The 21,888-nt window shown below is 33.7% G+C and carries 31 protein-coding genes; 6 read left to right on the top strand and 25 right to left on the bottom strand.

Features of this window, described 5'->3' with window-relative positions:
• The 16 genes from C6990_RS04080 to C6990_RS04005 all read right to left on the bottom strand — a co-directional run bounded on the left by C6990_RS04080 (nucleotide 1) and on the right by C6990_RS04005 (nucleotide 8,590).
• On the bottom strand, nucleotides 1-180 hold the full coding sequence (locus tag C6990_RS04080) for a 30S ribosomal protein S14 (RefSeq protein ID WP_008300270.1): 180 nt from the start codon (nucleotides 178-180) through the stop codon (nucleotides 1-3).
• Complete coding sequence (locus C6990_RS04075) at nucleotides 180-701, bottom strand: 50S ribosomal protein L5 (RefSeq protein ID WP_182128628.1); 522 nt, start codon at nucleotides 699-701, stop codon at nucleotides 180-182. The genes C6990_RS04080 and C6990_RS04075 overlap by 1 nt, the downstream gene beginning before the upstream one ends.
• Before the next feature lie 4 nt (nucleotides 702-705).
• Nucleotides 706-1,422, bottom strand: a complete 717-nt coding sequence (locus tag C6990_RS04070) for a 30S ribosomal protein S4e (protein WP_182128626.1) — start codon at nucleotides 1,420-1,422, stop codon at nucleotides 706-708.
• Nucleotides 1,422-1,862, bottom strand: coding sequence for a 50S ribosomal protein L24 (rplX, locus tag C6990_RS04065; RefSeq protein ID WP_182128624.1), 441 nt, complete (start codon nucleotides 1,860-1,862; stop codon nucleotides 1,422-1,424). The genes C6990_RS04070 and rplX overlap by 1 nt, the downstream gene beginning before the upstream one ends.
• Before the next feature lie 4 nt (nucleotides 1,863-1,866).
• Entirely contained in the window at nucleotides 1,867-2,289 is a 423-nt protein-coding gene (locus tag C6990_RS04060; RefSeq protein WP_182128622.1) for a 50S ribosomal protein L14, read from the bottom strand.
• Nucleotides 2,289-2,612: a 30S ribosomal protein S17 gene (locus C6990_RS04055; RefSeq protein WP_182128620.1), complete on the bottom strand. Its 324-nt coding sequence runs from the start codon at nucleotides 2,610-2,612 to the stop codon at nucleotides 2,289-2,291. The genes C6990_RS04060 and C6990_RS04055 overlap by 1 nt, the downstream gene beginning before the upstream one ends.
• On the bottom strand, nucleotides 2,609-2,875 hold the full coding sequence (locus C6990_RS04050) for a ribonuclease P protein component 1 (protein WP_182128618.1): 267 nt from the start codon (nucleotides 2,873-2,875) through the stop codon (nucleotides 2,609-2,611). The genes C6990_RS04055 and C6990_RS04050 overlap by 4 nt, the downstream gene beginning before the upstream one ends.
• The gene (gene rpmC, locus C6990_RS04045) at nucleotides 2,872-3,078 is read right to left on the bottom strand and encodes a 50S ribosomal protein L29 (RefSeq protein ID WP_048116219.1); all 207 of its coding nucleotides are present in this window, start codon (nucleotides 3,076-3,078) and stop codon (nucleotides 2,872-2,874) included. The genes C6990_RS04050 and rpmC overlap by 4 nt, the downstream gene beginning before the upstream one ends.
• A complete protein-coding gene (locus C6990_RS04040; RefSeq protein ID WP_182128616.1) occupies nucleotides 3,075-3,830 on the bottom strand; it encodes a 30S ribosomal protein S3 in 756 nt (251 codons plus the stop codon). The genes rpmC and C6990_RS04040 overlap by 4 nt, the downstream gene beginning before the upstream one ends.
• A gap of 2 nt (nucleotides 3,831-3,832) precedes the next feature.
• On the bottom strand, nucleotides 3,833-4,291 hold the full coding sequence (locus tag C6990_RS04035) for a 50S ribosomal protein L22 (protein ID WP_182128614.1): 459 nt from the start codon (nucleotides 4,289-4,291) through the stop codon (nucleotides 3,833-3,835).
• A 5-nt stretch (nucleotides 4,292-4,296) separates the two neighbouring features.
• Nucleotides 4,297-4,692, bottom strand: coding sequence for a 30S ribosomal protein S19 (locus C6990_RS04030; RefSeq protein WP_182128612.1), 396 nt, complete (start codon nucleotides 4,690-4,692; stop codon nucleotides 4,297-4,299).
• Nucleotides 4,693-4,736: 44 nt separating this feature from the next.
• A complete protein-coding gene (locus C6990_RS04025; RefSeq protein WP_182128610.1) occupies nucleotides 4,737-5,003 on the bottom strand; it encodes a 50S ribosomal protein L23 in 267 nt (88 codons plus the stop codon).
• The gene (gene rplD / locus C6990_RS04020) at nucleotides 5,000-5,812 is read right to left on the bottom strand and encodes a 50S ribosomal protein L4 (protein WP_182128608.1); all 813 of its coding nucleotides are present in this window, start codon (nucleotides 5,810-5,812) and stop codon (nucleotides 5,000-5,002) included. The genes C6990_RS04025 and rplD overlap by 4 nt, the downstream gene beginning before the upstream one ends.
• Complete coding sequence (locus C6990_RS04015) at nucleotides 5,812-6,804, bottom strand: 50S ribosomal protein L3 (protein WP_182128606.1); 993 nt, start codon at nucleotides 6,802-6,804, stop codon at nucleotides 5,812-5,814. Before C6990_RS04015 ends, rplD begins: the two co-directional genes overlap by 1 nt.
• A gap of 204 nt (nucleotides 6,805-7,008) precedes the next feature.
• A complete protein-coding gene (locus C6990_RS04010) occupies nucleotides 7,009-7,821 on the bottom strand; it encodes a putative RNA uridine N3 methyltransferase (RefSeq protein WP_182128604.1) in 813 nt (270 codons plus the stop codon).
• Nucleotides 7,822-7,852: 31 nt separating this feature from the next.
• Nucleotides 7,853-8,590, bottom strand: coding sequence for an archaeal proteasome endopeptidase complex subunit alpha (locus C6990_RS04005; RefSeq protein WP_182128602.1), 738 nt, complete (start codon nucleotides 8,588-8,590; stop codon nucleotides 7,853-7,855).
• A gap of 196 nt (nucleotides 8,591-8,786) precedes the next feature.
• Here C6990_RS04005 and C6990_RS04000 point away from each other — a divergent pair, with 196 nt between their 5' ends.
• The 3 genes from C6990_RS04000 (at nucleotide 8,787) to C6990_RS03990 (ending at nucleotide 10,220) form a co-directional block, all read left to right on the top strand.
• Nucleotides 8,787-9,158 carry a hypothetical protein gene (locus tag C6990_RS04000; RefSeq protein WP_182128600.1) on the top strand — a complete coding sequence of 124 codons (372 nt, stop codon included), beginning with the start codon at nucleotides 8,787-8,789 and terminating at the stop codon, nucleotides 9,156-9,158.
• A gap of 56 nt (nucleotides 9,159-9,214) precedes the next feature.
• Entirely contained in the window at nucleotides 9,215-9,631 is a 417-nt protein-coding gene (locus tag C6990_RS03995) for a DUF371 domain-containing protein (RefSeq protein WP_182128598.1), read from the top strand.
• 247 nt (nucleotides 9,632-9,878) lie between these two features.
• Nucleotides 9,879-10,220, top strand: coding sequence for a hypothetical protein (locus C6990_RS03990; protein ID WP_182128596.1), 342 nt, complete (start codon nucleotides 9,879-9,881; stop codon nucleotides 10,218-10,220).
• A gap of 5 nt (nucleotides 10,221-10,225) precedes the next feature.
• On the opposite strand, the gene C6990_RS03985 is transcribed toward C6990_RS03990, so the two are convergent.
• The 6 genes from C6990_RS03985 to bioA form a co-directional block, all read right to left on the bottom strand.
• Nucleotides 10,226-10,876, bottom strand: a complete 651-nt coding sequence (locus C6990_RS03985) for a Snf7 family protein (RefSeq protein ID WP_182128594.1) — start codon at nucleotides 10,874-10,876, stop codon at nucleotides 10,226-10,228.
• Nucleotides 10,877-10,969: 93 nt separating this feature from the next.
• Nucleotides 10,970-12,076 (bottom strand): redoxin family protein, encoded by a 1,107-nt coding sequence (locus tag C6990_RS03980; protein WP_182128592.1) that lies wholly within the window; start codon nucleotides 12,074-12,076, stop codon nucleotides 10,970-10,972.
• Between the two features lie 4 nt (nucleotides 12,077-12,080).
• The gene (locus C6990_RS03975; RefSeq protein WP_182128590.1) at nucleotides 12,081-12,815 is read right to left on the bottom strand and encodes a cytochrome c biogenesis CcdA family protein; all 735 of its coding nucleotides are present in this window, start codon (nucleotides 12,813-12,815) and stop codon (nucleotides 12,081-12,083) included.
• A gap of 199 nt (nucleotides 12,816-13,014) precedes the next feature.
• Nucleotides 13,015-14,145 carry an aminotransferase class I/II-fold pyridoxal phosphate-dependent enzyme gene (locus tag C6990_RS03970; protein WP_182128588.1) on the bottom strand — a complete coding sequence of 377 codons (1,131 nt, stop codon included), beginning with the start codon at nucleotides 14,143-14,145 and terminating at the stop codon, nucleotides 13,015-13,017.
• Complete coding sequence (gene bioB / locus C6990_RS03965) at nucleotides 14,129-15,106, bottom strand: biotin synthase BioB (protein WP_182128586.1); 978 nt, start codon at nucleotides 15,104-15,106, stop codon at nucleotides 14,129-14,131. The genes C6990_RS03970 and bioB overlap by 17 nt, the downstream gene beginning before the upstream one ends.
• A gap of 73 nt (nucleotides 15,107-15,179) precedes the next feature.
• Complete coding sequence (bioA, locus tag C6990_RS03960; RefSeq protein WP_255465184.1) at nucleotides 15,180-16,499, bottom strand: adenosylmethionine--8-amino-7-oxononanoate transaminase; 1,320 nt, start codon at nucleotides 16,497-16,499, stop codon at nucleotides 15,180-15,182.
• A 74-nt stretch (nucleotides 16,500-16,573) separates the two neighbouring features.
• On the opposite strand from bioA, the gene bioD reads away from it, so the two are divergent.
• A complete protein-coding gene (bioD, locus tag C6990_RS03955; RefSeq protein ID WP_182128584.1) occupies nucleotides 16,574-17,260 on the top strand; it encodes a dethiobiotin synthase in 687 nt (228 codons plus the stop codon).
• A gap of 4 nt (nucleotides 17,261-17,264) precedes the next feature.
• Nucleotides 17,265-18,548 (top strand): dicarboxylate/amino acid:cation symporter, encoded by a 1,284-nt coding sequence (locus C6990_RS03950; RefSeq protein WP_182128582.1) that lies wholly within the window; start codon nucleotides 17,265-17,267, stop codon nucleotides 18,546-18,548.
• A gap of 8 nt (nucleotides 18,549-18,556) precedes the next feature.
• On the opposite strand, the gene C6990_RS03945 is transcribed toward C6990_RS03950, so the two are convergent.
• Nucleotides 18,557-19,105: a hypothetical protein gene (locus C6990_RS03945; RefSeq protein WP_182128580.1), complete on the bottom strand. Its 549-nt coding sequence runs from the start codon at nucleotides 19,103-19,105 to the stop codon at nucleotides 18,557-18,559.
• A gap of 280 nt (nucleotides 19,106-19,385) precedes the next feature.
• On the opposite strand from C6990_RS03945, the gene C6990_RS03940 reads away from it, so the two are divergent.
• Complete coding sequence (locus C6990_RS03940; RefSeq protein WP_182128578.1) at nucleotides 19,386-19,532, top strand: hypothetical protein; 147 nt, start codon at nucleotides 19,386-19,388, stop codon at nucleotides 19,530-19,532.
• Between the two features lie 103 nt (nucleotides 19,533-19,635).
• On the opposite strand, the gene C6990_RS03935 is transcribed toward C6990_RS03940, so the two are convergent.
• A complete protein-coding gene (locus C6990_RS03935) occupies nucleotides 19,636-21,030 on the bottom strand; it encodes a hydroxymethylglutaryl-CoA synthase family protein (protein WP_182128576.1) in 1,395 nt (464 codons plus the stop codon).
• Nucleotides 21,031-21,134: 104 nt separating this feature from the next.
• Nucleotides 21,135-21,845: a DsbA family protein gene (locus C6990_RS03930; RefSeq protein WP_182128574.1), complete on the bottom strand. Its 711-nt coding sequence runs from the start codon at nucleotides 21,843-21,845 to the stop codon at nucleotides 21,135-21,137.
• Nucleotides 21,846-21,888 lie beyond the last annotated feature (43 nt).

Genomic DNA, 21,888 nt, shown 5'->3' with positions numbered 1-21,888 from the left:
TCACTTATTTTTCCTGAACCCTAAAGATGTTGCGACTTCTCTGAAGCATCGTCTGCATAACATTAAATCATATTTTTGAATAACAGCTGTATAATCTCCACATCTTTTACACCAACGTGAACCTCTTCCAAAATCGTGTTTTTTTCTTCCAGTTGCTTCGTATGATCTATCTTTTGCCATTATGCTACTGACACTCCAAATTCTTTTACTAGATAATCCTTTGCTTCTTGATTACTGATAATGTGTTTTTTTCCTACACTTGCTTTGTGTTTACTTCTGTTTCTAATTCCGTATCCTGGTCTTGTTAGTGTGATTGAAATTCCTAATCCTAAAATTCCTATTTGTGGATCATACTTTACACCTGGAATGTCGATGTGCTCTTTAATTCCAAATGAATAATTTCCGAAATTATCAAATGACTTTCCATTAACAACATTGCCTTTTGCTTCTAACAATCTTTTTAGTAATTCTTTTGCATCATTACCTCGAATTGTTACTGCTACCCCTATTGGTTCTCCCTTTCTAACTCCCCAATCTCTTTGAGTTTCTTTTGCAGCTCTTGATGATGATTTTTTTCCTGATATTTGATCAAGTGCTTTTTTAGCAATATTGATTGCATCTCCTGATTTTCCAACTCCCATGTTAAGGACTACTTTCTCCAAAGAGATTTTTTTCATTACTGGCTCTGTTGTTTGAGACATGTGATCACTTTATTTGAATAACTGGCTCTCCTTTACCAATTGACATAATAATGTCTGCAGGAATCTCGATTTTTCTGTTTTCTAGTGATAGGATGACTCTTTTTGGAAGGATGAATGTTCCTTCTTCTATTGTTTCAATTTTTCCTACTTTACCTGTGTTATTTCCACGTGTTACTAATCCATGACTTCCTACTTCTAATTTTATAATTTCAAGAATTTTTACTTCTGGAATTTGAATTAAACATGTATCTCCAATGTTCACTTTACTATCTGAAATAATTGAACGTCCGTCATGGAATCCTATCTGTGTTTTTCCTTTATTGATTGTAGTTTTACTTGTTACTCTTACTAGTTTTTTTGATTTCTCAGATTCATTAATTTTTATTGGTTGTAACAATCGTTCTTCGGTTGGAACCAGACGATAAATCTCTGAAACATTTTCTAATTCTACTACATCCATTAATCCTATTGCATGATGAAGTGATTTTCTAACAACTCCGTCTACTTTGATCTTTCCAGAATAAATTGAACTTTTTGCTTCTCTAAGACTAGTGACAATATTTAGCATATCTCTTAGAAATACTGCTGATGGTACAGAATGACTTTTTTTATGCGCACCTGGTTTGACAGTAATTACAAATCGCTTATTTTTTCTGTTAATTCCCCAGAATTGTGGGGCCATTTGTCGTTTGAGTTTTTTACTACCTGCTATACTTACCATTAACTCTCATCTTCCTTTTTTTCAATTTTTTCTTCTACTTTTGTTTCTTTAGGATCTTCTTTGGTTGGTGCTACTTTAGGTTGTTTACTTGGATTCTTGCCCTCAAGTTTTGAAATTCTCCACTTGTCATCTGTACTAAGTGAAGTTACTAACAGATTAGATGTGTGAATGTAAACATCAAATTTATCCCCTTTTGTTTTTTCTTTCTTTACACCTTCAATTGCAACACTACTTTTTTGAGTAGATACTTTGGCTATTTTTCCTTCCACACCTTTGAACTCTCCTCTGAGTATAGTCACATTGTCGCCTTCAATTGCACGAACACTTCTCTTACCGTATTTTTTACGAAGATCTTTTGATAATGTGCTTCCAAGTTGTTTACTTTTAGTTTGGAATGTTGCACGAAAAATCATATTGTTGCGCATTTTTGTTGGTTTCATTTTGTTATACCACCATTGATGCCAAGTTAGCTACTCTTGGCCATTTTTCTGAAGCTTCTGCTGCTACTGGTCCTTTGATGTCAGTTCCTTTTGTTTCGCCTTCAGGTGTAATTAGCACTGCTGCATTGTCCTCAAAACAAACCCTTACTCCATTTAATCTACGTACTGCATATTTTTGTCTAACAATAACTGCTCCATAAACTTGCTTTCTTAATTCTGCTGGACCTTTCTTAACCACAACATTGCAAAAATCTCCAACTGCTGCAGATGGAAGTCTTGACACTCTTGTTTTATGTCTTGGAACATTGATAATCTCTAAAATTTTAGCACCGGAATTATCAGCACATACAATGTTTGCACCTACTGGAATTGAACGAGTGACATATGGGCGGAATTCCTCTACTCCTTTACCTGCTTGTTTTGCCATTATACTTTAACCTCCACGACAACATATGATACTGATTTTGAGATAGGTCTACATTCTGCAGTCAAAACATGATTTCCTGTTTCAACATCAATACATTCTGGAACATGTGCATGAATTGTGCTTGTTCCTCGTGCATATCTCTTGAACTTGCTAAAGTAAATTGGTGCATCTTTTTGTAATGTGATAGTTTGTTTTGCTTTACTTCCAGTAACTTTGCCATCAAAAAGCTTTCCTCTGATTGATAGATTACCGTGGAATGGACAATGCTTGTCTGTACATTGTTCTTTTGGTTCTTTTACTTTTAATCCTATATCTCGTGTCATATTTTAGCTCCTAATCTGTCAAATGGTCTTTTTGTGATTTTGGATCCGTCAATAACTATTTCGTTACTATCAATTGAAAATTTCCAACTGTTTGTTGACTTTGCAATTGATTTAGATCCGTTTTCTGTATTTATTGTAAACATTGATTTTGTTTCATTTATGATTGTTCCATTTAATCCTATTATTTGTGGATTGGTGGATTTTACAATCTCTGTACTTAATCCAATGAATTCATGTGATGAAATATTTTCTGCAGTGATCATTTTTCTCTCTTCATCTCGTTTATTCTTGTTAGCATTCTTGCAATATCATGTCGTAGTGGTTTTAGTTTGCCACTCTCTTTTCTTAGCGTACCTTTAGAGGCATCAACTCTAAGTTTTGCAAGTTCACTGCGTGTTTCTTGAATCTTACTCTTAAGATCTTTCTCATTTAATTGCTTTATTGTTTTCATACTTATTCTGGTCATTTCAATTGTGCCTCCTCTTCTTCTAATGTTTCAAGCTCCTTCATTTTTTCTTCCTCTAGTGCAATTTGTTCTGACTCTGTTCTAGCTTTTGCTTCAGCTGCGGTTTCATCTCGCATTTTTCCTGTTCCCTCGTCTTTGACTTGTTTTGTTTTCATTGCTTTTTCAGTTTTCATTTCAAATTCTGGAACGAGTTTAGCTTTATTTGCAATTCTGATTCTTATGCCAATTAACCCCATGGCTGTTTTAACATGAGCAATGTCTTCTGCAACAATAACCTCTGCGTGATGACCTGCTCTTGGCAATATTCCTGCTGTATGTTTCTCAAACGCAGAACGATCCCCTCTAAGTTTACCTGAAATTGTAATTTGAACTCCCATTGCACCATTTTCCATGATTTGTTTTAAAGTCCACATGGTTGCTCTTCTAAAGGCAGTACCTCTTTCAAGATGTGCTGCCATTCTATTACACATTACACTAGGTGCTAATTCTGGTTTTTCAATTTCTACTACTGAAATTTGTGGATTTTTTAATCCAAAATCTGATGCTAGTTTGTCTGTTAGTGCTCTGATTCCAGAACCTTTTCTTCCAATGACGATTCCTGGTCTAGTAACATGTAATGCAACCCTTGTACCAACTGGTGTTTTTGATATCTCTGCATGTGAAAATCCTGCATCTTTAATTGCCTCTCTAAGATAATCTTTGAGAAGCATCATGTTGTAGTTATCTTTGATTACATTTTTGACTGCTGACATATCTAAATCTCCTGTGCCACCAATTCTACGTGGGTCAATACATTGTTTTTGGGAGTTGCCCTTCCCATAGCTCTTGGAATAAATCTTTTAACAATAACTCCTTTGTGAACGGTAGCATTCACGATTCTTAATCTATCTAAATCCATTCCTTTGTATTCTGCATTTGATTCTAAATTATCTAAAACTTTGATGAATTCTTTTGCAGTTTTTTGTGGATATCGTCCTGACATCATACCAGGATCTGCTTTGTGGCCAACTTGATTTTTATATCTTCTAAATGCAACTGCTCTTTTTTTGTTAATTACTGCAATAAGGTAGTCTCTTGCTTTTTCAATTGATAGCCCTTTGATAGAAACTGCTACTTCACGTGCATGTTTGTGTGAGATGTCTTTTTCTCTTAATGATGAACGCACATGTCTTGTTGCATCATAATTTTGGAAAGCGTAATCGAATCTACCCATAATAATCACTTTAGTGGTACGTAGAGACTGGATCTTGATGCACCTACACCTGGTGCTCCGTGTGAAACTCTCTTGTTTGTTATTACATATTCTCCTAAATAATGCCCGATCATCTCTGTTGTGATGTTAACTGGACGGAATTCTTTTCCTGAAAATACATTTACTGTGACGCCTACCATGTATGGTAAAATAATCAAATCTCTGACATGGGTTTTGATAGGGTTTTTTACTTTGCCTGCTTTTGCAGATTTAATTTCTTCAATCAATTTTCTTTTTCCATCGGTGATTCCTCTTGTAAGAGATCTTCTTTGTCTGGAATTGAATAGTAAGAATAATTTTTCTAAGGACAAACTATCAAGCTCCTCTTTTGGAATGCCTCTGTATAGAAATTCTTTAACCAACCTTCTTCTCCTCTGTTAATGTACTTCGAGTTTTGTGGTCCATATTATAGCATTCCTATCTTGGTTGCCAAATCTCTGGCTTTTTCGGTATTTTCAAATTGAACAAATGCTTTTTTGCCATAAATTGTTCTTGCAGTATTGACATTAGTGACATTTTGATTGTAAAGTGATTTTACAGCTTCGGCAATTTCTGGCTTGCTTGCAGATCTTTCTACAATGAAACAAATTTTACTTTCATTTTCTACCATGGCAAATGTTTTTTCAGTTATGTATGGTTTTAAAATAATTTTATTTGCTTGATCTACATTCATTGTGTTTTCACCATAACCTCTAGATGTGTTGATTTTATCTTTCCAATTTCCTCAATTGCAGATTTGGAATATACAGTTAGCCTAATTGGATCAGAACCTGGTGCTAAATCTAATACACTTAAGTCTTTGACACTTCTTGCTTCTACTCCTGGTAATGCTCCAATTGCTTTTTTGATATTTGAATCGTCTTTGGTAACAAACAAAACACTCTTTCCAACTTTTTTACTTCTTCCTCTGAGTCTTGATTGACCAGAACGTGATTTTCTTGATTCTAATCTTTCTACATCCTGTGTGAGTTTTAATGCATCCAATACTTTGGTCATCTCATTAGTTTTTGAAATTGCTTCAATATCATCTGATACGATAATTGGAAATGATTCAATGCCTTCTATTTTGTGGCCTCGTTGACCTACAAGTTCTTTTGATGCTGTAGCAGCAATTGCAGAACATAATGCCAATTTGTTTTCTTTTTTGTTTAATTTTTTGTAAATTACTTTGGCTACAATTGGCGGATGTGCTTGTCTTCCTCCTCTAGTGGATGCTACTTCTGCACCTTGACCTTGTCGACCACCGCCACCACCTGTACTTCTTGCAACACGAGAAACCCCTTGACCTGTTGGTGGATCATTGGAATCTGCAACTACATCTTGACCTGCAGATGGATGTCTTCCCTGTGGTTGGAATTTGTGGGATGTTAAATTAGTGAAAGCTTTGTGAATTAATTCTCTTCTAAATGGTGTGGAAAATACAAGTGGTAATTCTACTTCTCCATCTTTTGTTCCAGTTGTAGTGTGGATGGCTGTTTTCATTAGATGACTACCTCCAAAATATTTGGCTTTGTGACTTTAGCTGGTACATTTCTGATTTGACTTCTCAGTTTGATTAATCTTCTATATGTTCCTGGAACTGATCCTTTTAGAATAATGAAATCCCCTTTAACAAGTCCAAAGTGCTTGAATCCTCCGTCTGGATTGATTTTAATTTGTTCGTCATTGGCATTACCCATAATCATTATTCGTTTATCGTATTCTATTCGTTGATGGAATCCCATCTGTCCTGCTCTTGGTACTGTATACATGACACTTTGTGGAGAAATTGGGCCAAGTGAACCAACTTCTCTAACTGTCTTTCTTGATTTGTGTTGTTTCTTTTTTACACCCCATCTTTGAATTACACCTTGCCATCCTTTACCTTTAGTAATTGCTGCAACATCTACAGTTGCACCCGTCTCAAATATTTGATCAATCTTAATTTCTTTTCCAAGTAACTCTTTTACATGTGTAAACTGCTTTTGTATGTCTCCGCCACTTACTGATGCTTCAAAAATGTAAGGCTTCTTTTGTTCTAGTCCTGCTGCTCTAGGTGATACTGCTACTATTGCAAAAATTTCTTTAATTTTTCGAAGAGATTTTTCTGCATTGTCTAGTGCCCCTTCTTTGTTTTTTACTGTAATTTCTTTTGATATGTATTTTGGAATGTCATCTGCATATACGTCAAATTCTGCATGCATTCCATCATGATCTTTTGAATATCCTCTAATTCCTAAAATTAGTACTGGTGGTGTTACTAGAACTGTTCCAAGACTGACGAGTTGTTTTCCTGCATTTGGAACTTTTTCCCTATCGTCTATACTTACTATCTGGACACATCCAGCTTTGAATCCACAGTGAGCTAATATTTTTGGCTCTTCTGAATTTAATTTTGGCCATGCTCTAATACGTGCCTCCATACTTTTTGCACGTGCTCTTGGTGAATACGCAAGACTTCCTCTACGTGGTTGATGGTTTTTTCTAGCGCCCATGGATAAATCGCATCTTGAAATCCCTCTATTAAACCATGTGAGATGTCGTTAACCATAAAAAAAATTCGAGTTAACGATAAGTGCCTAAATTTTTATGGATTTAACAAATCTAATGCCATGTTCCAAATTGTTATTCCACCAATAATAATACCTGCAACTCCCACTGTAATGGCAAATAATAGAAAATTTTTTCTTTCTGGCATTTTATGAGGTACTCTGTGCATTAATTATTGCCAATGTTCCAAGTAACGCCTCCTCTAGACGCACAGTTTCTGTAGCTTGATTGGGAAAAAAATTCAATGATTTTGCATTTTGAACATTTTTCATTTTTCCGCCAAGTATTTCATGAATGCCTTTTTCGGGAGATCCAAAAACTACGAGTGTAGGTTGATCTGATTTTACATATTTGGAAATTTGCTCTTTAGTTGCAGTTTTACCTTTTCTTGATGTAATGATTATGTTTCCTTTCCATTCTGACAAAATTGAAAATAAGTTTGCTCTCTCTTTTACAGAATATCCCCAATAGAATGGAACCTCTCTTTTGTCTATCTCTTTTACTGATAATTTTGGATAACCTTCTTTGAATTGCACTGTTACTCTTTTACCTATGGATGTTTTTCCAAAAAATGGTATTAATTGATTAATCCCAACATCAACAAATCGTTTACCTTTCACACTGATTACAATACCTTCTCTGATATCACCGGGACTTATTTTTTTAGAATTAACTGGAGTAATATGACTCGGGATTTTAAGTGGCTGCAACACTCCTGCAAATTTTAAATCATTCATCTTTGGAAATAACCTTCTTCTCAAAAATTGAGGTGTCTCTAAATATTTTAAAATCATTACCAATAGACTTCCATCATTTCTATTGTTTCCTTCTTGGTAGACAAATATCGTATCAATTTTAAAAATTGCACATGCTCTTGCTAGAACTGAAATTTTTCTTGTTTTGTCTATCTTGAGTGATTCATCAGATAACGCAGACTCTGGAATGGCAACCGATAATTTCATTTAATTTGTTCTCCTAGGACCACGTGTATGATTATTTTTGGTCGTGTGGGTATTTTTCTTTGGCAGTTGTTGCGTAATTTGCAATCTGCTCATCTGAAACTAATTCGTATAAACCGGTTTCTGTTTTTATATGTGCCATTCTGATGTGGCTTGTGCTTTCTTTATCTTCACTTGACAGATAAATTCCAGCAGCAGCTAATATGGCAGCATCATCTAATGAAAGATCATCCTTGTATGTTTTTTCCAAAAAGTCTGTCACTTGATCAGAACCTGAACCAATTGCAATTGCATCATAAGAAATGTATGTTCCACTAGGATCTGTTAGATACAACTGTGGTGTGTTATTTACTACTCCTCCAAGAATCAATGCAACACCATATGGTCTTACACCTGCATATTGGGTATATTGTTGACATTGATCTGCTAAGTGTTTTGCAATAGTTTCAACTTCTACTGCTTCATCGTAAATCATTTTGTTACTTTGAGAAAAGAATCGTGCATTGTCTACTTGGCTTCTTGCATCTGGGATATACCCTGCTGCTGCAACTCCAACATGATCATCTATTTGAAAAATCTTTTGAGCGGTATTTGAAATTTGTAATTTTCTTGGTTTTTCTTCAACTGCAATAATGATTCCGTCTTTGCATTTTACGCCAACAGCTATTGTTCCTCTTCTTACTGTCTCTATTGCGTATTCTACTTGGTATAGTCTGCCATCCGGAGAAAATACTGTAATTGCTCTATCGTAACCTTGTTGTGCAGGAAGCATTTGATTTCAGTGCTTTAAATGTACAATTTAAACCGTACTCTCTCTGAGAAAGATTTTATCATGTTGCATAGGCTCAACAAAATACCGATCGAATGTTAAATTTTTGTAAAATTTACTTTTACATATAATGTCCTGTTTATCAAAATAGAATATCCTGTATTTTATTAGAATTATTGTGATATTATAGATCTAGAAAATGAATCCAATGTTTGGTTTTACTATTGGCGGTTTGATGATGATAGCAGTAATTATGGTTATAGCATTTTCTATAATTGGTTCATTTACTTCTGTATCTTCTGAAAAATCTTTAGTTAAAGAAGTGAATTCTGCATTGCGAATGGATGAGCCTGACATGTGTATGAAATTTGATAATCCTCAAGAATGCATTAGTAATTTTGCTTACATGAAAAGAAGCCCTCAGACATGTATATCGTATATTGACGATGAAGAAAATCAATATGAATGTCTAAGTAATTTCTTTAGAAAATTTGAAGATAGAGTTTGCAATTATGTGTCTGATGATTTTTATGACAAATGCATTATCGAAGCACAAAAATGGAAACAATGAATTAATCTATCTCAATACTTGTAAAGTTTAATTTGCGTTTTTAATTAATAATGACTGTGAAATTTGAAATAGAATTTTCAGGACATGAGAATATTAGATCAAATCATCAAAAAACAATAGAGATTACTAAAGAATCTCATTTAACACCTCAGGGTGACTGTATTATTGGTGTTAATGCAACTTGTAGTTGTGCGGATCTACCTTTGGAGTTAAAAACTCAGTTAAAAGATCCTGATTTAAAAATTAAATTTTCTATTCGTGTTGCGGATAAAGAATTTGTTTTTGAAGGAAAAGGCCATCCTGAATTAATTCTTTCTCATACAGAAGATATTGTAATTCGAAAAAGTGATTTTATTTGTCCTAGAACTTTGGCAATAAAATGTGATAAGGCATCTGACTTGTTGCCTAGGGATATGGTGACATTGTTACAAGATCCAAAAACAAAAGGAACATTTACTATCAGTGTTGATTAAAACTGTCACAATTTTATAGCCATTTGTTTGATTATTGGTGTGGGTCTTAAAACTAAAATTTTCATTTTGATTCCTTTGGCTGCTGTCGCTGCAATTATTTTTGGATTCGGAATATACAACACATTATGTAAAAATGCCAATATCCCTCTGAATTGTTAAGATAATGTCAAAAGAATTCTAATATTCCCCATTTTAGTTAATTCTGATTTAGCATGATTCTCTTAAAGCATTAGATAACAGATTATGTATGATTAAAACGACTATTGAGTTACCGATTTCTAAAAAACCATCTGATATAGAATTAAAAAAATTAAAAGAATATTTCAAAGAAATGCCCGTAAGTGAGATTCTTACTGGATTAAAATTTGCAAAAAATAGGTGGTCTGCAAAAGATGCAGGGACTCTAAAGGTAGGCAGAAAAAGCATTATCCAAAAAGAAGTTCATTCAGTAACTACGGAGCAAGCCCAATGGAGATTAAAAAACTGGAAGATGATGATAGCTAATTATCGTAGAAGAGGATACAGTTATCCTACAATTTCTAGAATAAAGAAAATTTTAGTTCAGAAAAGTAAAAAGAAATCAAAATAAAAATTCTAAATGAAAATATCTGATTTTCTCTCAACAATTTGTTTTTTGAGATTTTCAGGAACATCTGGAATGGATGATTTTGTCTGTCCTGCAATTACATTGTGAGCTTCTTCAAGAATTGCAAGTGTGTCTGCATTTGTCTCAACTCCTGCACTCATTGTATCTCCCATACTCACTGAAGATCCCGACATTACATCTCCGAGTATCTGAGATAAATCTTGCATAGAGGCATTTGCTTCTGGCATGATTCCACTAAGTGATGGACTAAGACCTTTGATGATTGACATGCATGGACTAAGAGTTACTACAACATCTCCTAATTCTGAAACAGTATCTAGTCTAAGCTTAACTTGTTCCATTGAGAGTTTTGCCCCGCTTACCATATTTTTCATTTTTCTTACTTGAGTTAATTCCCCGGCATATGCTTGGGCATAACTTGGCTTGTTGTTTCTTTGTGCATTTACGATCTTTTCAAATATGACATCATGTTTTTTCTGTAATTTTTCATTTATTGATTCTAATTTTGAAATTTGAAATTGTAATTTTTTTTGTGCAAAATCAATTTTGTTCTTTAATGGCTCATCAGGTTTTACCCTTCCCATAACTTTTTGAGAGATACTTTCTCCTTCTGCTTTATTCCAAGAATTACTTATCAAATCTTAATTTCCTAATCTGGGTGAAAATATTTCTTTTAAAGAGATTTGTCACCGTAGCCAGAGTAACTGGAGTGACACCATACTTTGGTTACATTATCCGAATGTGAATGTAAATATCTGAAAACCCTTTCCCTTTACCTTGATTTCAAGGATATGTGAAGCACTATTTTCACTACTTATGACATTGTATAATCCTGCCTCAGATACTCTCAGTATGTTATCTTCATTGATTTCTTTTCCTGCATATTCATTTGGAAGTGGTTCATCATCTAGAAATATTTCCAATTCTGCATAATTTTCTGTAACAATGTTTACTTCTTTTGCATTATACAATAGTTTGATAGATCCATTTTCTGATTCTAGTTTCATACTGTCTTCAAGGTTTTCCCATTCTCCTATTGGGTAAAACTTGTGCAAATCAATTTTGCCAGGTTCTGAGTACTTTACTATTTTCTCAGGTTGGAATCCCTCGCTACTTCCTAACTGGTTTCTATTTTGAGCAAAATAGTATCCAAAATACAATTCGGGTGTTCTAAAAGTTGTATGCTCGAATTCTTCTATCTCAACAAGGGATTTCTCTTCTGATACTTCAATTCCAAGCGATGAAGCTCTTTCTTGTAATAGTTGTTGAATAATTTTCTCTGTTTCCTGATAACCGCCTTCACCAATATGATCATATCTGATATATCCTTCATGATCTGCAATGTATTTTCTAGGCCAGTATCTATTTTCAAAAGCCTTCCATGTTTCCATTTCGTTATCCATTACAACAGGATAGTCTATACCATGTTTGTCTACAGCCATTTTGACATTATCTAGATCTTTTTCAAATTCGAATTCAGGAGAATGAACTCCGATTATTAACAATCCCTGCTCTTCATATTTGTCATCCCATGCTGTAATGTATGGTAGTGTTCTTACACAATTGATACAACTGTATGTCCAAATATCATAAAGTACCACCTTGTCTTTGATTTGTTCTTTAAGTTCTCCAGGTGAAGTGTTGAGATAATACGAAATTCCTACTAGATCTGGCGCAATTTTAAATCCTGATTTATCAATTGTTGTTTTTGAGTTTACATCTTGAATGGTAATTGTTTTTGATTCTTTATCTAGAGTAGACAGTGTAATACTTGTAATGCCCAGACCTATTGCAATTACAATTCCTAAGATTAATGCAGTTTTTATTTCAGTTTTCATTTATTCACCCTAAAAAAATTAATTCGTTAAGAAGTGGAAAATTTGCAATATATGCCAATTGATTTGTGAATACTAGAATTCCTAAAATTACAATAAATCCACCTAATACCATGTTGTAATATTTTAGATGCTTACTCATTGAGCGGATAACTCTATTTACTCTAGAATAAAATATGCCAATAACAATGAATGGAATCCCTAAACCTAGTGAGTATACAAGTAGTAAATTAAAAGCAACAGACGGAGTAGTAGATGCAAGAGTAAGAATTGTTCCCAATATTGGTCCAACACATGGTGTCCATCCAACTGCAAATGCAAGTCCAAAAACAAATGACATTGGATAACTGGCCTTATTCATTTTAGGAAAGAACTTCTTTTCCATGTTTAGCTTGTTGATCTTTGTAGATAAGAGTAGGAAAACTCCAAAACCTACGATGATAATTCCTCCAACCTGATTTAAAATGTCTACAAATTCTCCAACTGCAGAGCCTAGAACGCTGTTAATTATTACTCCTAATATTGAAAATACTGCAGAAAACCCTAGAACAAAAAATATTGAATTTAATACAATGTTGGTTCTGTTTACTGCGATTGTTTTGGAATTCCCCTTTTGATTTAATTCAGTTAGTGTGGTTCCAGAAATATATGCTAGAAATGCTGGGATCATTGGTAAAATACATGGAGCTACAAATGAACCTAATCCTGCAAGTGCTGCCACTGCAAGTGTGATTTCAGTCATGAATTAATTTAGTAATTTTTCCTTTAAAGCATTCTTCCACATCTTTTCCAAAAGTTTACAATCCGTTTTTATCTGGGATTCTGTTAGTTTTAGTATGAATAAGCGATTCATTATAGTGGGAATTGCATTAGGAATAGTTATCACCATTGCCGTGATTGTAGGATCTCCTGCACTTGGTGGATTTGATGCTGTGCGCTAGTCATCTGAATTTTTTATGGGCCTTTTCAAAAATTTCAAGTGCTTTTTTAATATCCGTATATGATAGCCATGCTGTGACTGAGATTCTTAATCTAGCCTGATCTTTTGGAACCGTTGGATATCTGATTGGCTGAGCAAATACGCCATTATCAAACAAGAATTTGCCAAATTTCATTGCATTCTTTTCATTTCCAATAATTATTGGGATTATGTGAGTTTTTGAATTAATTTCAAATCCAATCTGTTTTAGTCCTTTGATTAGATGTTTTGTATTCTCTTCAAGTTTTTTCTTTTGTTTTTCTCTATTTGATTCAAATCTTTTAATTGAATAATCAATCAAAAATGAAGGAAGTGCGGATGTATAGATAAATGATTTTGATTTATTGATACATAAATCAATTACATTATTCTGTGATGCCACATATCCTCCAAATGATCCTAAACCTTTACTTAAACTACTAATGTACAAATCAATTTTTTTTGTAACATTGAAATGATTTGGTGTGCCTTTTCCATCTTTTCCAATTACAAAGTCCCCGTGTGCATCATCTACAATAGTGATTACTTTTTGTTTTTCAGCTAATTCTGTAATTTGTTTTAGCGAAGAAAAATCTCCATCCATGCTGAACACTCCTTCAGTAACTACAAACTTGTTTTTTCCTTTGATTTTCATTTTCTTTTCTAAATCCTCCATATCATTGTGTTTGTAAATCACTATTTTGGCATCTGATAATTTGCATGACTCGATTATGCTTGCATGATTTAATTCATCACTGAAAATTATATCTCCTTTTTTTGCAATTGCAGTGATTGCACCCAAATTTGCCATGTATCCTGTAGGGTAAACAAGACTACTTCCTTGTGATTTGTGATTTGCAAGAATTTTTTCTAATTTGTTAAATGATTTATCGTTTCCAGAAACAAGTCTGGAACTTGATTGTAATTGATTTATTTGGATTTTTGTATTTGGAATTCCTAGGTAATCATTAGAGCATAAATTTAGTAATTTTTTATTATTAATGGCAATTTGTGAACCAGTAGCTGTACTGTATCTTAATTTTCTATAGAGGTTGGCTTGTTTTAGATTTTGTAGTTCTGAATCTATAAAATTTAGTTTATGCTTGGAGGCCAATTTTTTCTATTAATTCTCTATCTTTTTTAGCCTCATTTCCACCCATCGTAAGATATCCTGCAGTGATTATTCCATTTGCACCACTTTGTAAAAGCTCTTCACCTGAATCATCTAGTTTCGATTCTCTTCCTCCTGAAATCTTGATTACTGATTCTGGTAATAGGAATCGAATCACTGAAAACATTCTCACTATTTCTGAATTGGGAAGATCAGTTTGTAATTCAAGTGGAGTTCCTGGCATTGGGACTAGAATGTTAATTGTTACTTCTTCAGGATATAGTCTTCCTAATTCTATTGCCAACTCTAATCTTTGCTCTCTTGTTTCTCCAAGTCCAATAATTCCACCAGTACATAATTCAAGTCCTGCGTCTCTAGCAATACCCAATGTCTTTAATCTGTCTTCATAGGTATGCGTGGTACAGATTTCTGAAAATTTTGATTTGGCAGTCTCTAGATTATGGTTGTATCTTTTCACATTGAGTTCTTTTAGTTTTTGTGCTTGTTCTGGTGTAAGAAATCCTAGGCTGCATTCTACACTGATTCCAACTTTATTATTAATTTGAGATATGATATTGCAAACTTTTTCAAAATCTTTTGCAGATGGCTCTCTCCATGCCGCTACAAGACAATATGATTCTGCACCTTCATTTTTTGCTTTTTGCGCTTTACTTACAACCTCCTCTGGTGATGGAAGTTGATATGTTTCTATTCCAGTATCGAAAAATGCTGACTGTCCGCAAAAAGTGCAATCTTCACTACATGCATTTTTTTTAATGTTGTTTAGTTGCTCCACATCAACTTTCTTACCATTAAAGTCGCGGGTAATTTCATTTGCACACCTTGCTAATTCTTTTAAATTTTCATCTGGTGTATTCAATAATTTTTCTGCGTCATCAGGTGAAATCCCTATTCCAGAAAATACTTTCTCTTGACACTCTTTGATAAATTCCCGAGTACTCATACTACCATTATCAAATATTCTATTTATAACAATAATGGAAATGTTAACCTATCATAAGTTAGGGGGTTAACAGTCAAATTACTTGCTTCTTTGCAGCCTGAATTGTCTTTATTGCCCTGCAAAGTAGTAATTCTAACTCTTTTTCGGAGATTGCCAAGGGTGGAACAAGCATGACAATATTTCCTAGTGTACGTAGGTAGATTCCTTGCTTTCTTCCCTCTTCGAAGAATATCTTGTTTATTGATTTTTTAGGATGAATTGGGGTCTTTTTCTCCTTATCTGTAACTAGTTCAATTCCCATGAGCATTCCCTTATGTCTAATATCGCCAACAATATCAATCTCTGATATTTCCTGATAAAATTTCTCAAATACTTTTGATGTTTTTTGAATTTTTTTAATTAGTTTTTTCTTTTGATACATTTTGAGATTTTGATCTGCAACTGCTGCAGAAATTGGATTACCCGTATAGGTATGTCCGTGGAATAGATGCTTCCAATCATTAAATTCTCCTAAAAATGAATCATAGATTTTTTTACTTGATAATGTTGCAGCCATTGTCAGGTATCCTCCGGTTAGCATCTTTCCATATGCAACAATATTGGGAATACTTTTTTGTTCTTCATATTGCAGCATAGAACCTAATCTGCCAAATCCTGTTGCAATCTCATCTAGCACAAATAGTACATCATATTTTTTACATAATTGACTGATCTTTTTTTGAAATCCTTTGGGATAAATAATTACGCCTCCAGCTACTTGTGCACCACTTTCCATGATGAATGCTGCAATGTCATTATCTCTTGAGAATCTCTTTTCAATTTTTTCTAAACAATGATTTTGATAATCTGAAACTGAGAATCCTTTGGGAATTCTGTATTTATTTGGTACAGGAAATTGTAATGTGGTAAATAGTTGTTTTTTAAATTTACCAAAAAATTCTGGAACATAACCTACTGACATTGCACCGAATGTATCTCCATGATATCCATTTTCTACGGTTGCAATCTTTGTTTTCTTTTTGTCTCCAATGTTTTTCCAATACTGTAATGCAATTTTGATTGCAATCTCCATTGCAGATGATCCATTATCTGAATAAAACACCTTGTGCATTCCAGGTGATATTTTTACCACGTTTTTTGCTAGGCTTTCTGCAGGCTCATTTGTAAGATTAAACATGGATGAATGCTGTAGTTTCTTACTTTGATTTATGATGGTTTTAACTAATTCTGAGTTTGAATGACCCCAAACATTGCACCACATTGATGCTACTGCATCTATTATTTTCTTTCCTTTAGAATCAGTTAGCCAAACCCCTTTAGCACTTTTAATCTCTTCAAATGAATCCCATTCTTTCATCTGGGTATTTGGATGCCAAACAAAACTAGTATTCAATTAGATATTCTAATCCAGATGTTCTTAATAATCAAACGATAAGATTAATCAGTCATATCTACTGATGTCTTCCATTGAAGTCATTATTTATCACAGGAACAGACACTGATGTTGGTAAAACATACATCACTGCTGGATTAGCAGTAACTCTTCGAAAAATGGGCATTGATGTTGGAATAATGAAACCCTTTGCTGCAGGCTCTGCTCAAAAAAAGGGTTTCAAATCTGAAGATGTTGAGATTTTATCTAAAGCTGCACAAGTAAATGATCCTGAAAATTTGGTAAATCCACAATTCTTTCCAATGCCTGCATCTCCTTATACTGCATGGAAAACCATGAAGATCAAACCAAAGATTGACTCTGTAATCTCTAGTTTCAAAAAATTATCAAAACTTCATCAAATACTGCTAGTAGAAGGAATGGGAGGTATAATGACTCCTATTCTTAAAGATTACTTTGTTACTGATTTGATAAAAGAGATGAAAATTTCATCTGTCCTTGTAACTAGAACTAAAGTTGGAACTGTAAATCATACAATAATGACAGTAAAGATGTGTGAAAAATATGGGATTCCTATCAAAGGAATCATTGTTAATGATTTTGATTCTGATGGTTACAAAACAAAAGAATTGATACGTGATTTGAAAAGTCTTACCGGCGTGCCTATTTTAGGAATAATTCCTTTTATCGAAGACATGGGTGATTCATCCATGTACAAAATTTTTAAGAAAAATCTTAACATGAAATTAATTTTAAAGTGATGAAATGGAATTAAAAAATTATATTTTTAAAAATTTGTGGCTACAAGTTGTATTTTCTTTACTCGTTGGACTAGGAGTAGGCTTGATTTTGGGAGGAGATCTGGGCATGGCAATGGACGATGATACTTTAGATTCTCTAATATCTTATTTGAAAATTCCAGCCAATATATTTTTGAGTGTAATTCAAATGATTATTGTTCCGTTAATTTTCGCCTCAATTGTTGTGGCTATTACTAATTTGGGCGCAAAGGATAAACTAAAAACTCTGGGATTGGGTGTTGGAACCTATTTTGTGATTACTACAACAATTGCAATACTTGTGGCAGTATTTCTTGCATCAGTTATATCTCCGGGAAGTATTCTTGATCTTACTTCTCTCCAAGAATCTCATGATCTTTCAGATGATGATCTGCAAATCAAAGATGGCTTTTCATTAGATGACATTCCAAATGCAGTGTCTAACATAATCCCAAGAAATCCCATCTCTTCATATCTTGAAGGACAGATGTTTAGCATCTTGGTAATGGCACTTATTGTAGGACTATCAATGGCAGTTCTTCCAAAAGAATCAGTTAAACCATTGTTAGATATACTAGAAGCAATTCAAAAGATAACATTACACATTCTATTAATTTCTATGAAGATTGTACCGTTTGCAGTTTTTGGATTGATAGTTGGAATGGTTGCAACAGTCGGAATAGGTACAATGGTTGGATTGGGAGTATACATGGGAACTGTTGTTCTGGGTCTTGGAATAATGCTGCTGGTGTACACACTGTTCTTAAAGTTTGTAGCAAAAAGATCAATATCTTCTACATTTTCAAAATTCCGTAATCCTCAAACTTTGGCATTTTCAACTGCCAGTTCAATGGCTACGATGCCAGTTACATTAAAGACTGCTGAAGATGATCTGAACATAGATAACCGTGTCTCAAAATTTGTAATTCCACTAGGGACTACTATCAATATGGATGGAACTGCATTGTATCAGGTAATAGCTGTTTTCTTTTTGGCACAGCTTTTTGCAATTGAATTGAGTATGATCTCCATCCTAGTAATTATCATAACCTCACTTTTGGCTTCTATTGGAACCCCTGCTGTACCTGGAGCTGGTGTGATTGTGTTGTCTACGATACTAATCACTGTTGGAATTCCACCAGTTGGAATCTTGTTGTTACTTTCTGTAGATAGAATTTTGGATATGATTAGAACTATGGTCAATGTCACAGGAGATCTTACAGCAAGCTGTGTATTTGATAAAATTACACGAAACAAAATGTCTGAATAAACTGTATTCTATACTCGCAAAATTTTGAATTTATTTGTGCCGCCAACATTGCTAAATTGAGAAATCTCAAAAATTATTTTAGAAAATGTGTTGTTTTCTTTAGATAACACAAACAGTTTTTTCTTCACAGGAATATTTTCTGATAATACTACCCAGATGTTTTCCTTTTCTTGCTGAATTTTCTCTAACTGTGCTATTTTTTTGTTAATTACATTAATGTCTGAAGATTTCGGTATGCAAATTACTAGTGATTTTTTTTGATCTTTTTCTAATGTTTTGATATCAGGTATTACGATGTCTAACTCTATTCCTTGATAATTTATTTTTCTTTGACTTGTGATTAGTGCATTTGTTAATAAATAATGCAGTATTCCTGTTGCTAAAATCCCTACTGCCTCATCTTTTTCTGCCATTGAAATTACTTTATCATAGCAATTGTTGATAATATCTTCAATTATCAGATCAAACTTTTTCTCAGAAATTAACTTTGGAATTAATTCAGATTTTTGTATGTATTCAAATATGTGATCTTTAATTGGGTTTGATTCCTCTGACATTGTAATGGGTTTACTTATAATTCACTTGTATTTGGATTTACCCTGAAATCAGTTCTATTTTTCCTATAGGGTGCTTTGAAAGATCATTGTGGATTGTGGCACTTGGTTTTTCTTTAAAAGTTAAATCACATCTGTAACATTTCCATGCAACTGAATTCATGAATAAACTACTACTTTTGCTATAATAAGCAGGTGTGTGTACAATAAAACAAATAGCATTTTGAAATTATTTTTTAAATCAATGATAGCCTTAATTTTAGACCCAGAACATACTTGACTATTGACCAAAATTGAGGGTAAAAGGCACCGTGAACTTTTAAAACAAAAAGAGCATCTAGAAAAAAATCGCCCTCATGATATCGATGCTATGCGTGCATGGAAGCATTCTATGAATAAAATCCTCCAAGAGTTAGAATTATTCAAGTAACAACCACCCGAGCCACCTTTCTTTCTATGATTATTCTGTTTTTCAAAAATACACTGTTCTTTGAAAACAAGCAATATACAATTTAAAATTATTTTTATGAAATTTATTCATTAAAGATGTAGCGTCTTTCGCCTCTAGATTCTTTATCCGTATTCACATTAACTAGTACGAACTCTTTCTTTGAATGAACCATTGATTCTTCGGGAAGCAGTTTGTTTTCATGTAGTTCTTCATATTCTTCCCATGTCAATTTTCTTCTATCTCCAATCTCTGCTTCTAAATTCATATCTTTCACAATCTCTTTGTATTCTGGCTGTATGACTCCGCTGAATACCATTGCACTACTTCCACTTCCATAAGATCCAAATCCTACTCTTTTTGATTCTAACTCTATTCCTTTTTGGAATTCATACTCTAAACTACTTCTAAATCCTAAATACAACGACGCAGTATACAAATTCCCAATCATACTTGATGCAATTAATGAACTTGATAATTTTGATTCATACACTTCTTGATATTCACGAGTTTTTGTAAATAGTTTGGTAAATTCATGGTCTTTTGCCATAAACTCCTCATCAGCTAAGACCGATTCGATTGTGCCCCGTGGATCTTTTGGTCTGGGTTCTTCTACGCCAATCTCTTGTAGGATTCTTTTCCATCTTGGAAGTTGACGCCATTCATGTCTAACTAAATATGCTAATGCTTTCTTTCCCATATTGCTATATGGTAAATGCATATGGATGTAATCCATATGATCCAAAATTGTTTCACCTGGCTCTATTTTGATTAATCCTGTAGAAATAACTTTTTTCTTGTATGCCTCTAATGCTTTTCTAACTTGAATCATGTAAAGCAAATTAGAATATTGTCCGTGTACAATTGGTGTTTCTTTTCCAAATGGTCTGTAAAAATCATATTCGTCTTTAATCGATGTTGCTGTAACTTTAGGATCAAATGCTAACAATCGCGGATTATCATTAAGTAACATTACTACTGCTCCTGCACCCTGAGTCATTTCTCCACTAGAACCCATATCGTATTTTGCAATATCTGATACTACAACTAGGGCATGTTTTCCCTCAGATTCTCCTGCTCTAATCCAATTCGTATTGTCATACAGTGCATATGACCCACTAACACATGCAAATTTAGTTTCAACTCCTCCACAGTGTTCAAAAGCACCTTGACCATAAACTTGCTCAAGCATTCCGATAACATATGAGTTCATTGCTTTTGATTCGTCAAATGCTGATTCTGTTGAAACATATAATCTGCCAATGTCCTCTGGAGATAGTTTGTTTTTTTGCATAATTCTCAAACATGCATTTGCTGCCAAACATGCAGGGTCTTGATTTGCATCTACGATTGCCATTTGAGATACCCCTAGACCTTTTTGTAATTTTACCGGGTCAAGACCTCTAGCTTTTGCAAAATCTGCTGCATCAATATACAATCTTGGGATGTATATTGCAATGTCGTCAATACCAGCTGCCATAAGCTTCGCTCCGATATTTCATTAATAAGGTTATTGTGTAAATTCTAACTTACTAGGAAGGAAATTTTCCTAATATTATAAATTATTTATAAATAATTTGATCGCTATTTTGATTTTTCTAGTTCTGTTTCAAAAATATTTTTAAAAACTTCAAAAGGCTGAGCTCCGAAAATACGGGTGGTTTTACCATCAGGACCAATCACAAAAAATGCCGGAGTCCCTGTTAATTCCAGATCTCTTGCATCTTCATTACTTGCTAGAATTATTTGTGAATGCTTTTGACTATTCATACATTCAGACCATTCATTCATATCCAATCCTATTTCTTGTGCAAACTTTGCAAGATTGTCTGATGATGCCCATCCATTATTCTCCCCAGTCCAGTTTGAATATAATATATCGTGATATTCCCAAAATGATTTTTGATCATCGGCACAATGTGCACCATGAGATGCTGTAACTGAATCTGGACCAATAATGTTGTAATCTTTGAAAATCATTCGTACTTTGCCTGTATCTACATAATTTTTCAAAATATCATCCTCAGTTGTATGAAAAAACACATTACAGAAATGACATTGATAATCTCCAAATTCTACTAGTGTTACTGGAGCATTTGGATTGCCAAGAATTGGTGATCCATTTGACAAAAAGGTATTCATTGTAATTTTTGCTGGACCTGATTCTTGGATTTGTGGAGTTGACTCTATTGTTAATTCTGTTTGATCAGTAATTCCCTGAAATCCTAAAAATACAACAATTATTACTGCTGATGCGATTGCTGCACCTATTCCAAGTGATGGACCATGTATCAATAAAAAAATAAAATCTCTGACACATTTAGTCTTTTGTGCTATC

This window comes from Nitrosopumilus sp. b3, from assembly GCF_014078525.1.
Taxonomy (GTDB): domain Archaea; phylum Thermoproteota; class Nitrososphaeria; order Nitrososphaerales; family Nitrosopumilaceae; genus Nitrosopumilus.
This window is presented reverse-complemented; position numbering and strand designations above follow the sequence as displayed.